Raw genomic sequence first — 12,814 nt, forward strand, 5'->3', positions numbered from 1 at the left:
ATATAGAAAGTTTAAGGCTTTGCTATATCGCATGTTTTTTATTTGCACAAGCGCATTACTGCATCAAGAACTTGAAACGTCCGATGTTTTTAAGCGCAATACCTGTGCCACGTACGACAGCACGCAGTGGATCTTCTGCAACGTGTACCGGCAATTTGGTCTTTGCTTGGATACGTTTGTCCAAACCTCGCAGCAAAGCACCTCCGCCAGTCAGGTATATCCCCGTCTGATATATATCGGCCGACAGCTCGGGAGGCGTAATCTCCAATGCCTTCAGTATCGCTTCCTCTATCTTGGAGATGGATTTGTCCAAGCAGTGTGCTATTTCGGTATAGGATACAGTGATCTGCTTGGGGATACCTGTCATCAGGTCTCTACCTTGTACGGCAAAGTCTTCTGGTGGTTCTTGAAGCTCGGGTAATGCTGCTCCGACCTCGATCTTGATCTTTTCTGCGGTACGGTCACCGATCATGATATTGTGCTGACGGCGGATATATTGGACGATATCCGAATCGAAATTATCTCCGGCTACACGGATAGATTGGTCACAGACGATACCCGATAGTGCAATGACAGCAATTTCTGTCGTCCCTCCACCGATATCGATGATCATATTGCCCACCGGTTCCTCTACATCGATTCCTATACCGACAGCTGCAGCCATAGGTTCATGGATCAGGTAAACTTCTTTTGCACCTGCTCTTTCGGCCGAATCACGTACCGCACGTTTCTCTACCTCCGTGATGCCCGAAGGGATACAGACGACCATTCGTAGTGAAGGGAAAAACCAGGATTTTCCACCGTTGACCAACTTGACCATACCCCGGATCAGATGTTCGGCAGCCGTAAAATCGGCAATCACACCATCACGCAAGGGACGAACTGTTTTTATATTATCATGTGTCTTTCCTTCCATCTGCATGGCTTGTCTGCCGATGGCAATGACCTTGTTTGTCGTGCGGTCAAAAGCGACGATGGAGGGTTCGTCGACAACTACTTTATCGTTATGAATTATTAAGGTATTTGCTGTACCCAGATCTATTGCAATTTCTTTCGTAAACCAATTAAATAACCCCATTTGGTGTGTTCTTGTCTTATGTGTTTATTTTTATGCAAACCTAATGAAAAAAAATCGTTTATGATAGCCTATCTATACAAAAAAATGATATATAGGTTTCCACTGGATTTGGTGGTATGTAATATATTCCGAACGGTTAAAATCACACTTTATTGTATATTCAAGCCAATATAATAATTAAATGTATCTACCGATAGATTTTCCTTCGTCAGACCGGGGATACCAAGTTCTTGGTATCGGTTGGAAATGTAAAATAACGCTTTCTTTTTCTCTTTTTTTCCGATATGTATAGGCATTTCAAATTGATCTACTTCACTGATCCAACGGCCATAAATCTTGCCGTCTGCCGCAAATTTAATGTCCAAAACAGGCAGGCTTTTGTATTGTACATACTGCTCGAAAAATTTAGAAAGGCGATGGCCCGAATGCGCGTTGATATAATGCACAATATCATCATAATTTACTTGTTTATGGTAGAATGTACTGTTCAGCCCCCGCAGGATAGTACGCCATTTTTCATCGTCATCAAGGATGGTTCGCAGCATATTCATGATGACTCCTCCTTTGTTGTACATGTCAGAGGAGCCACTTTTGTTAACGTGATACGGGCCTTGCAAAGGGCGATCGTTGCGGATGGTAAAACGATTGCCGTTTACATAAGCTTGGCTAGCTTCCCTACCGTAGAAATAATCGATAAAAAGCGCTTCGGAATAATTGGTAAAGGCTTCATGTATCCACATGTCCGCTAGGTCAGCCGCAGTAATGTTGTTGCCAAACCATTCGTGTCCACTCTCGTGCACTACGATAAAGTCCCATTTCAATCCCCATCCGGTATCGGAACCATCTTCTCCCAAATATCCGTTTTGGAATCTGTTGCCGTAAGCGATGGCGCTTTGGTGTTCCATGCCTAAGTGGGCCGTTTCGACAATCTTGTACCCGTCTTTGTAAAAAGGGTAGGGGCCAAACCAGTACTCAAAAGCTCGTAGTGTTTGTTGTACATTCTTGCGGAGATGATTCTTTTTTGTCTCGGTATTATTTTCTTGTAAGACATAATAATCTATGTCCAAAGTTCCTTTTTCACCAGCGAACACTTCGGAGAAATGTGCATAATCTCCAATATTCAATGCGATATTATAATTATTTATGGGATTGCTGACTTTCCAATCAAAACGGTCATATCCGTCCTTGAGTCTGACTTTATTGATCAATCTTCCGTTGGAGACGTTCATCAGCCCACGGGGTACAGCGACGGATATCAGCATGCTGTCTACTTCATCGGACTGATGGTCTTTATTGGGCCACCATACGCTTGCGCCCAATCCTTGGCATGCCGTTGCTACCCAAGGTTTGCCTTTACTGTCTTTTTTCCAGTCAAATCCACCATCCCAAGGAGCTCTGGTCGCTTGTATGGGATGACCTGAATAATGTACTGTAAACGAATCTATTTCTCCTTTTGGGATAATACGCGGAAAATCTACCATCACGGCGTGATATTCCCTGCTGAAAGGGAGGGATTGCCCCTTGTATTCCACCTTTTCCACGGATAGATTGTCGAAAAGATCAAATTGCAGTTTCCGGAAATCTTCGGTAGCCGTAAATAGAAACAAGTTTGTTCCGGAGATGAATTTGTTGGGGATGTCTACCTTTACATCCAGGTGATAATAATGGATGTCGTAACAGGTACGCAATGGGGTGAGTTGTCCACGCAAGGAATCGGCTCGGCTAAACAGTTCTGTAGCTTTGAAGATTTGTGCATAGCTATGATGACAGACAAGTGTCATCATAAGGGATAAAATTAAGACGAACTTAGACTGCATGGCGCTAAGGTATTAGGAAGTTATTTCTGCATAATCATCCGCTTTGGGGATATGATCTAGCACAGTGTACCATTCCTTTGGGATATTGATTAGTTTTCTTTGTACGAGATCCATCCAGGCCCCATCTACATTGACTTCGGCAGCTTTGGTGCCATCTGTTTTATAGACGATGTGCCGAAAAGAGAAACGCGCATTGGAGAGGTTGAGTTTGGTCATTTCCACGTTGACACGGATGATTTCGTCCAGCATTACTTCCCGGTAATATATAAGCTCTTCACGAAACAGGATTGGGCCTATCTTTTGCTTGGCAAAATCGTCTAGAGATAGGCCGAGCAGACGTAGCATATTGCTGCGTGCCTGTGCACAAAAATCTGCATAAGCTGAATGCCTCAGATGCCTGTTGGCATCTATCTGAGACCAAAGTACTTGTCCTTCATAGTATGTACGTGTTGTCATAAATATTTTGCTCTTTCTCCAAAAATAAAGAAATGAGATGATATTGCCGAAAAGTTATGTCAAGATGATATCGTGCCGGCTCTCACAGGATGCAATGTCTCTGCTCCCCGTAAGCATAAAAAAGGCTTCGTACCCTTACGAAGCCTTCATGTGTTCAAACAGTAATTTTGATTACTTTAAAATGAATTTGACACCAAAAGTAAATCCATCACCACTAAAACCTGTGTCGTGGTTAAGACCTAAATATGGTTTGTAATCGAGGTGCAAACCGAGAGGAAGAGTTGGTATCTTATATTCCAAACCTATCTGAGGACGCAAACCAAAGAAAGTTGTCGAGTTGTTATCGTAGCTGGCTATTCCTACCTGAGCACCGACACCTGCATACCATGCTAATCCTTCCGCTCCACTGATGGCTTTTTCATATTGCCAATCACCACCAAAAGAAACCCAATGATTGCGAAATGCAACTTGAAACTGTACAGCTTGTGTAGGAGCAATTGCCGTTTTGTATTGGATACCTACATTAGACCCGTCATCACCATCAAATACGAGGCCCAAAGCTGATTTATAAGGCGTTTGTGCTTTGGTCTCCTGTGCTCCGAAAAGCAATGCTGCTACCACAGCAGCTGAAAGTAATACTTTTTTCATAACGTCATAGATTTGTTTACATGTTTTACAATAATAATGTGAAAATAACAAAATCCCTGCCAAAACAAAAAACTGTGTGTGTTTTTTATGAAATATGTAGCTGTATGTTGATTAGTAAGGATTTTATTTTTGTGTTATATAGGAGTAAAACAACCCCAACTGGCCGCTGGCTTAATCACTCCTGTAGAAACGCAACATCTTGCGTTTCTACTCCTCCTCTATATTTTTTACATATTTTATCTGGATTTTAAGAAAAAAGTCGTAGTTTTGTCCGGCAAATAGAAACCCAGAAAGATATTTGCCATGCAATTAGATCCACAAAAATTCGTAGCTGAAGGTCTTACCTACGACGATGTATTGTTAATACCAGCTTATTCGGAAGTTCTACCGCGAGATGTAGATACCAGCACTCACCTGACAAAGAAGATCAAATTGAACATACCGTTGGTTTCGGCGGCTATGGACACGGTGACAGGCTCTGATCTGGCGATTGCGATAGCACAGGCCGGAGGTATCGGCATGCTACATAAAAACATGACGATAGACCAGCAGGCTGCAGAGGTAAGGAAGGTAAAGCGATCAGAAAGTGGTATGATCCAGGATCCTGTGACATTGCTGGCTTCGGCTACTGTAGGAGATGCTTTCAGTATCATGAAAGAACATAAGATAGGTGGTATCCCCGTCATTGATCTTGGAGGAAAATTGGTGGGCATCGTGACGAACAGAGATCTTCGTTTTCAAAAGGTAATGAGTAGACCGATTAGTGAATTGATGACCAAGGATAATCTGGTCGTGGCCCCAGAAGGTACAGATTTGGTGCGTGCCGAAGAAATTCTGCAGAATCACAAGATCGAAAAATTGCCTGTAGTAGATGCAAACTATGTCTTGAAAGGATTGATCACGTTCAAGGATATTCAGAAATATAAGCACTATCCAAATGCCGCGAAGGATGAGCATGGCCGTCTTTTGGTAGGTGCTGCTGTCGGAGTGACTGCGGACACATTGGAACGTGTGGATGCGCTAGTCAAGGCAGGTGTCGATGTCGTTACAATCGATACGGCACATGGGCATTCATTGGGTGTCATCAATAAACTGAAAGAAGTTAAATCAACGTACCCCGATCTTCAGGTTATCGTGGGTAATATTGCTACAGGAGCAGCGGCTAAGGCATTGGCTGATGCAGGAGCAGATGCTGTCAAAGTTGGTATAGGACCGGGGTCTATCTGTACGACACGCATTATTGCAGGTGTGGGCGTCCCCCAATTGTATGCCGTGTACGAAGTAGCCAAAGCCTTGAAAGGTACAGGAGTGCCGATCATAGCCGATGGCGGCATCAAGCAGACAGGGGATATAGCCAAAGCTATTGCTGCGGGCGCATACACCATTATGGCAGGCTCTCTGTTTGCAGGTGTAGAAGAAGCTCCGGGAGAGACTATCCTTTTGGAAGGACGTAAGTTCAAATCCTACCGCGGTATGGGATCCGTAGAGGCTATGGAAAAGGGATCTAAGGATCGCTATTTCCAGGATGTGGAAGATGATATCAAAAAACTGGTTCCTGAGGGTATAGTAGGAAGGGTTCCTTATAAAGGTACATTGGCCGAGGTTGTCTATCAATACATTGGAGGCTTGCGGGCTTCGATGGGATACTGTGGAGCAGCGACTGTAGAACAATTGCAACAGGCGCAGTTTGTACGTATCACAGGTGCGGGATTGAGAGAGTCACATCCGCATAATATACAGATTACAAAAGAAGCTCCTAACTATAACAGTAGGGGGTAATGAAAATAACCTATGCTAGCGCACGAATCCTTTCGTGTGCTTGAAAGTATAGGCACGCGAAAGGATTCGCGCGCCAACAAAACGAAAAAGGCCGTTGTCAACGGCCTTTTTTGTTTTATAGCATACCGCCATCCACGGGCAGTATCTGCCCGGTCACATAGGCCGATAGATCGGAAGCTAAATAAAGACAGGCATTGGCCACGTCCTCCGGTTCTCCGGCACGTTTTAGCGGGATGCCTGCTTCCCATCCTTCGACCACTTTGGGATCCAGGACGTCAGTCATTTCAGTACGGATAAATCCCGGTGCAATGACGTTGGCACGTATATTACGAGATCCCAATTCTTTGGCTACGGATTTGGTAAAGCCGATGATGCCGGCTTTGGAAGCTGCATAGTTTGCTTGTCCGGCATTTCCTTGTACTCCCACGACGGATGACATGTTGATAAAGGAGCCTTTGCGGTTTTTCATCATGACCTTGGAGGCTGCTTTGGTTACGTTGAAGATAGACTTGAGGTTGATATTGATGACATCGTCCCAGTTTTCCTCGGTCATACGCATCAATAAACCATCTTTGGTAATGCCGGCATTGTTGACCACTATTTCCAATGTGCCAAAATCTGCAACGATGTCGTTGATTAGTTTTTCGGCTTCGTCAAATTTGGATGCGTCCGAGCGGTATCCTTTGACTTGCGTACCATAAGCTTGCAATTCCTTTTCCAAGGCTTGGCCTTTTTCTACGGAGGACAGGTAGGTGAAAGCGACATTCGCGCCGTGCTGTGCAAATACCTCAGCGATCTTGCGTCCTATGCCTTTAGAAGCTCCGGTTACTAAAGCAGTTTTTCCCTCAAGTAATTTCATGTATGTAATTGTTTTTTAATTGCCGATTGTGTGTAGTGCAAAAATGTTAAAATTCCTCCGTAATCCCAAAGTTAATTGTTTTTAGATGATCGATGCTGCTACCTGTTCATATAGTGAGTTTTTAGTTTTTTGAGTCTTAATTTGATATTTTAATAAAAAAGAGTGATAAATGAAACAATTTTGACAAAAGCATTCGTATTAACGATTTATGAATATTAATTTTGCACGGAATTTAACACATCATGGGCAAGAAAAAACAAAAATCAGAAGTTGACGTAGTTCTTATCGGTGGAGGTATTATGAGTGCTACCCTAGGTACACTTATCCATGAGCTTAATCCGGATATAGAGATTGAAATCATCGAGCGTCTGGATGTTGTTGCGGCTGAGAGTTCGGATGCCTGGAATAATGCCGGGACAGGTCACTCTGCTCTGTGTGAGTTAAATTATACGCCTGAACAGGCCGATGGGGCTGTGAAAATCGATAAGGCCATCAAAATTGCAGAACAGTTTGAGGTTTCTAAACAATTTTGGGCTTATCTGGTGGAAAAGGGCGTCATGAAGAATCCCGAACATTTTATCCGTCAAGTACCGCACATGAGTGCTGTATTTGGTGAAAAGGATGTGAAATTTCTGAAGACACGGTTTGAAGCCATGATACAGCAAAACCTTTTTAAGGGGATGGAATATACCGAAGATAGGGCATTGTTGGAAGATTGGGTACCCTTGATGATGGAGGGCAGGGATGCTGCTGAACCTATGGCAGCGACAAAAATGGATATTGGTACCGATGTGAATTTTGGTGCATTGACCCGTGATCTGATCAACTATCTGGCTCAAAAAGGAAACGTACACCTCTCTTTGCATCAGGAAGTCAAAGATATTGAACGGGAAGATGATGGAAGATGGGAAATAGAGGTGAAAGACCTCAAAACAGGAGATAAACGGGAAATCAAGGCAAAATTTGTCTTTATCGGAGCAGGAGGACATTCCCTGTTGCTACTCGAAAAATCCGGTATCCCCGAGGCGAAAGGCTACGGTGGTTTTCCGGTAGGAGGCCAATGGCTGCGGTGCAAAAACGAGGAGATCATCAAGCAACACCATGCTAAAGTATATGGCAAAGCTTCGGTAGGTGCTCCGCCGATGTCCGTACCACATTTGGATACCCGTTATATCGATGGTAAACAAGCACTTTTGTTTGGTCCGTACGCAGGTTTTTCTACCAAATTTTTGAAAAAAGGATCTTATTTTGATCTGCCGGCGTCGATAAAATTGTCAAATATCAAACCCATGCTTTCGGCAGGATTGGACAACCTGCCCCTGACAAAATATCTGATCACAGAGGTCATGAAAAAGCCGAAAGACAAATTGGATGCTTTGAAGCAGTTCATGCCCACGGCAAAATTGGAAGATTGGGAAATCGAAAAGGCGGGACAACGTGTACAGGTCATCAAGAAAGATCCAAAGCATGGGGGGATATTGGAGTTTGGTACGGAAGTTGTGTCCAGTGCAGATGGTTCAATTGCAGCACTTTTGGGTGCTTCACCAGGGGCTTCTACATCGGTAGAGATCATGATACAATTGTTGAAAAGATGTTTCCCTGACCGTGCCAAGTCGGAGGAATACCGCAAGAAATTAAGGGAAATGATCCCGTCTTGGGGGCGTTCGCTGAATGATGATGAACAATTGTGCAAAGAGATTCGTGCACATACGCATCGTGCATTGAAATTGGATGAAATATTATAATTAAATAAACTTATGGGGTGCTAAAATAGGTTTTACCTATTGAGAGGCTGAGATTATACCCAATTCCGACAAGTCGCATTGACGTCAAGCTTGGTAAGCTATATCGTCATTTCGACCAGAGGGAGAAATCTATGGTTAGACAGAGAATTAATTTATTCATCCATAGATCTCTCTCTTCGTTCGAGATGACGACCTTTATTCAATTTGCTTTAACCTGATACCACAGAGACAAGTCGGAAGGAACCTGATCCAGGTAATGCTGGCGTAGGGATTAATTTCTAAATCATGTCTTTGATAGCAGTTTCATAAGTGCAGTTTTTAAAAACTCACTTTTATGGAAATAATTGAAACTCTTACTGCAGCTTTCCAACAGACCTCATGGTTGGAAAGATTTTCGGTACTGTGCGGTATCATACAGGTACTACTGTCAAAAAACAACAAAGTATCCAACTATTTTTTTGGTATAATGGGTATCCTTTCGGGAATGTATGTGCTATTTGGAGCAAAACTATATGCAGAGATTGCTTTGAATATGTACTATCTGATCATGAGTATCTACGGATGGTGGTATTGGGTGAATAATAGAACAGCGGCACAGCAACCTATTACGTCTTGTAGTCGAAAGGAATGGAGGGTAGTTGCCGGAATCAGTTTGGTCGGTTTTGTTTTTTTGTACCTCGTCTTAGAGCACGTTACGGACTCGGATGTGCCGGCGTGGGATGCTTGGGTGTCTTCTACTGCATGGGCAGGGATGTGGTTGTTGGCTAAGCGTAAGATCGAGAATTGGATATTGTTGAATATCAGTAATGCCTTTGCAGTTCCGCTATTGATACATAAGGACCTGTACTTGTTTGCTGCCCTGACGACTTTTTTGTTTATCGTAGCTATATTTGGATTTATCAAATGGCGGAAATTGATGACAATACAAAATCTTAAAACTGCATGATATGTTGACAGATAAAGAGATACAAACGATAAAAGATCATCAAGCACAGAGCATCAAGCACAGAGCCTTGGTAAAAGAACAATTGGAGATGATCTATGCAAGCAATTGGTTCAATATATGGGTGCCCACTTTGTACAAAGGCAAGGGGTTGTCCCTGGTAGATGGTTGTGCTTTGCTCGAAGAACTGGCGTATTGGGATGGAGGATTGGCTTGGACCGTGACGCTGTGCGCGGGAGCAAATATGTTTGCCGGATACATCGATCCGAAGATCGCACAAACTGTGTTTTCAGATCCGAAGGTCTGTCTGGGCGGAAGCGGTCGGGTAGGAGGCAAGGCCGTATGGGATGGTGAGAAATATACGATTTCGGGTGTTTGGCAGTTTGCCACAGGAGCTCCCCATCTGACTCATTTTACGTTGAATTGCTTTATTTACTACGGTGACGAACAGCAGGTCGATGCCGGGGGCAATCCGTTGGTATATTCTTTCTTCGTACCTAAAGACAAAGTGCTGATACACTACGATTGGGATACATTCGGTTTGGAATGCACCGCAAGCCACAGTTTTTCGCTGGAGAACGTAAAAGTAGAGGCCAACTATAGCTTCCAGATCAAGCCCGAACATGGGCAGGTAGACGAACCTTTGTTCCGAATACCTTTTATGCCTTTTGCCGAAGTGACCTTGTTGGTCAACTATATGGGGATGTATAGGCGTTTTTTGGATCTGGTTGAAAAGTACTTTTTTGACAAATCCAAAGATACCTTTTGGGAATCCACATATAGCAAACAACGGTTTAAGCTTGTGGATGAATGCCAGATCGGACTAGCCGGAGATCGTAAAAAAACAACTGAACTCATAGCAACCCTATGGGATAAAAATGTTGAATCTCCGATTGCAGAGAATGATCTACTGCTCCAGGAGATTGCTTTGTTTTCAAGGTCTGTCGTAGGGAGAATACGCGAACGTGTCGTACAGTTATTCCCGTTGGTTGGTATTTCCGGTGCACAACGGGAGAATGAGTTGAATATCGTGTTTAGGAATATCTTCACCGCCACGCAGCATAGTCTGTTGAATATATCATAGAGGAGATTTACGATTTTAGATTTATGATTTACGATTGTGGGTTTTCGGAATTGGTTGTCATTTGTAGCCAATACTATGTTCATATTAACAAAGTTTTATAATCTATTTGCCTTGGCTGTGATTTCTGCAATATCGAGGACTTCTATTTCTTGCTCTTTTTCTTTGATCTTGACGCCGTCAAGTAGCATGGTCATACAGAATGGACAGGCAGCGGCGACAATAGTAGCCTTGGATTCAATGACGTCTTCGATACGTTCTACATTGATGTCCTTGTTTCCCCGTTCGGGTTCCTTGAACATTTGTGCGCCACCTGCTCCACAACACAGGCCATTGCTTTTGCATCTTTTGAGCTCCACAAGATCGGCATCCAGTGTTTCCAATGCCTTTCTGGGAGCTTCATACACATTATTGCCACGGCCCAGATAACAAGGATCGTGATAGGTAATCCGTTTACCTTTGAAAGCATGGCCGTCAGCAGGTTTTAACTTCCCTTCATCGATCAGGGATTGGATAAGTTGTGTATGGTGGATGACTTCATAATGGCCACCTAAGCCCGGATATTCATTTTTCAAGGTGTTGAAACAATGGGGACATGCGGTAACAATTCTCTTGATCTGGTATCCATCCAAGACCTGTATATTCATCATGGCCTGCATCTGAAATAGAAATTCGTTGCCTGCTCGTTTGGCCGGATCTCCCGTACAACTTTCTTCTGTGCCTAATATGGCATATTTAATGCCAACATGATGTAATATCTTACATATGTCCCTGGTGATGCGTTGCGCCCGCTCGTCAAAAGATCCGGCACAGCCCACCCAAAATAGAATATCGGGGTTTTCGCCTTTGGCAACCAATTCGGCAACGGTAGGTATATGAAGTTGATCTTCCATGTTCTTTTTATATGATTACACAGATTTAAGAGATTGTACAGATTTTACGTCCTTGTTCCTTAATCTTTTTTCTTTAATCCATATTTGTCCAATTTGCCCTGTCCGCTTGTGCATATTTCCACGGTGCTCCGTTATTTTCCAGGTTACTCAACATATTATTGATACTGCCCGGTGCTTTTGATTCTTCCATGACCACATATTGGCGGAGCCCCATGATAATCTCTAAAGGGTTGATGTTGACGGGACACGCCTCTACACAGGCATTGCAGGTCGTACAGGCCCATATCTCTTCCCGCGTGATGTAATCGTCCAATAGGGATTTGTCATCCTCTGTAGCCTGCTCTTGGTCCAAATGTTTGCCGACTTCTTCCAACCGATCGCGTGTGTCCATCATGATTTTGCGGGGAGAGAGCCGTTTTCCGGTGATATTGGCCGGACAGGCTGCCGTACACCGTCCACATTCGGTACAGGTGTAAGCATCCAACAGGCTTTTCCATGTCAAATCTTGTATATCTTTGACTCCAAATCGGCTAACCTCACCGTTGGGGGGAGGTAGACTGGGATCCAACATAGCTTTTACTTCTTCAGTAACGGAAGCCATATTGTCGAATTTTCCTTTGGGTTCCAGTCTGGAAAAATAGGTGTTGGGAAACGCCAGTACAATGTGCAGATGCTTGGATATAGGCAGATAATTCAAAAAAGCAAGGACGCCAATAATATGAAACCACCAGCAGAAGCGTTCGATAAATAATAATGAACTTCCTTGATCCGGCAATATCCCGGCCAAAAAGGAGCTGATCGGAAATGCCCCGGCCTGTGTATAATGTTGGTAACCTATGTGTTGTAGTTTCTGATCTGCGGCATTCATAAGCAGAAAAGCCGACATCAAAAGTATTTCGGCGATAAGGATAAGGTTAGCGTCCGTCTTGGGCCAATTGTCGAGCTCCATCTGATTAAGCCTTTTGACTTTCAATATATTGCGTCGGACCAGAAAAAAGACGCAGGATAGCAGTACCAGAAACGCTAGAATCTCGAAACTAAAAATCAGAAAAGTATAAAAGCCACCCAGGAACGATAAGACACGATGTGTGCCGAAAAGGCCGTCGATGATGATTTCCAGCATTTCGATGTTGATGATACAGAAACCAACATATACACATAGGTGAAGTAGGGCAGGGATAGGTTTCTTGAACATTTTTTGCTGTCCAAAAGCAACCAAAAGCATGGTTTTAAGCCGTTTGGAGGGCTGGTCTTGGCGGTCTATAGGTTTCCCGATACGGATATTCCTATATATTTTGCGGGCGTTTTTATAAAATAACAAGCCCGCAGATACGAATAAGAGTGCAAAAATGACTTGACTGATCATAGTTGATTATTCCCGGTTCATACAAATATATAGATAATGTTATTATTATGTTTGCATAATATTTTGTTTAGAAGAGTTATAAATTAAAGATGCAAAAATCGTAATGTCATCAATAATTTTTAAAAAGTACTCAATTAAGTACTTTTTAA

11 protein-coding genes are annotated in these 12,814 nt (G+C 43.3%); 4 read left to right on the forward strand and 7 right to left on the reverse strand.

Annotated features, from left to right (window positions below):
- Positions 1 to 55: 55 nt before the first annotated feature.
- The 4 genes from G5B00_RS16150 to G5B00_RS16165 form a co-directional block, all read right to left on the reverse strand.
- On the reverse strand, positions 56 to 1,078 hold the full coding sequence (locus G5B00_RS16150) for a rod shape-determining protein (RefSeq protein WP_163877897.1): 1,023 nt from the start codon (positions 1,076 to 1,078) through the stop codon (positions 56 to 58).
- 149 nt (positions 1,079 to 1,227) lie between these two features.
- Positions 1,228 to 2,862, reverse strand: coding sequence for a M1 family metallopeptidase (locus tag G5B00_RS16155; protein WP_240894543.1), 1,635 nt, complete (start codon positions 2,860 to 2,862; stop codon positions 1,228 to 1,230).
- Positions 2,863 to 2,907: 45 nt separating this feature from the next.
- On the reverse strand, positions 2,908 to 3,351 hold the full coding sequence (locus G5B00_RS16160) for an acyl-CoA thioesterase (RefSeq protein ID WP_163877902.1): 444 nt from the start codon (positions 3,349 to 3,351) through the stop codon (positions 2,908 to 2,910).
- Positions 3,352 to 3,522: 171 nt separating this feature from the next.
- Positions 3,523 to 3,999, reverse strand: coding sequence for a hypothetical protein (locus tag G5B00_RS16165; RefSeq protein ID WP_163877905.1), 477 nt, complete (start codon positions 3,997 to 3,999; stop codon positions 3,523 to 3,525).
- A 303-nt stretch (positions 4,000 to 4,302) separates the two neighbouring features.
- Here G5B00_RS16165 and guaB point away from each other — a divergent pair, with 303 nt between their 5' ends.
- Positions 4,303 to 5,778, forward strand: a complete 1,476-nt coding sequence (gene guaB / locus G5B00_RS16170) for an IMP dehydrogenase (RefSeq protein WP_163877908.1) — start codon at positions 4,303 to 4,305, stop codon at positions 5,776 to 5,778.
- A gap of 115 nt (positions 5,779 to 5,893) precedes the next feature.
- On the opposite strand, the gene fabG is transcribed toward guaB, so the two are convergent.
- Positions 5,894 to 6,637, reverse strand: a complete 744-nt coding sequence (gene fabG / locus G5B00_RS16175) for a 3-oxoacyl-[acyl-carrier-protein] reductase (RefSeq protein WP_163877911.1) — start codon at positions 6,635 to 6,637, stop codon at positions 5,894 to 5,896.
- A gap of 242 nt (positions 6,638 to 6,879) precedes the next feature.
- On the opposite strand from fabG, the gene G5B00_RS16180 reads away from it, so the two are divergent.
- From G5B00_RS16180 to G5B00_RS16190, 3 genes are all read left to right on the forward strand, one after another.
- The gene (locus G5B00_RS16180; protein ID WP_163877914.1) at positions 6,880 to 8,382 is read left to right on the forward strand and encodes a malate:quinone oxidoreductase; all 1,503 of its coding nucleotides are present in this window, start codon (positions 6,880 to 6,882) and stop codon (positions 8,380 to 8,382) included.
- A 334-nt stretch (positions 8,383 to 8,716) separates the two neighbouring features.
- Positions 8,717 to 9,328 carry a nicotinamide riboside transporter PnuC gene (pnuC, locus tag G5B00_RS16185; protein ID WP_163877917.1) on the forward strand — a complete coding sequence of 204 codons (612 nt, stop codon included), beginning with the start codon at positions 8,717 to 8,719 and terminating at the stop codon, positions 9,326 to 9,328.
- Position 9,329: 1 nt separating this feature from the next.
- Entirely contained in the window at positions 9,330 to 10,409 is a 1,080-nt protein-coding gene (locus tag G5B00_RS16190) for an acyl-CoA dehydrogenase (protein WP_163877920.1), read from the forward strand.
- A 95-nt stretch (positions 10,410 to 10,504) separates the two neighbouring features.
- Here G5B00_RS16190 and G5B00_RS16195 read toward each other — a convergent pair whose 3' ends face one another.
- Complete coding sequence (locus G5B00_RS16195; RefSeq protein ID WP_163877923.1) at positions 10,505 to 11,299, reverse strand: (Fe-S)-binding protein; 795 nt, start codon at positions 11,297 to 11,299, stop codon at positions 10,505 to 10,507.
- A 73-nt stretch (positions 11,300 to 11,372) separates the two neighbouring features.
- On the reverse strand, positions 11,373 to 12,665 hold the full coding sequence (locus tag G5B00_RS16200; protein ID WP_163877926.1) for a (Fe-S)-binding protein: 1,293 nt from the start codon (positions 12,663 to 12,665) through the stop codon (positions 11,373 to 11,375).
- Positions 12,666 to 12,814 lie beyond the last annotated feature (149 nt).

It is taken from the genome of Parapedobacter sp. SGR-10 (assembly GCF_011030405.1).
Lineage (GTDB): Bacteria > Bacteroidota > Bacteroidia > Sphingobacteriales > Sphingobacteriaceae > Sphingobacterium.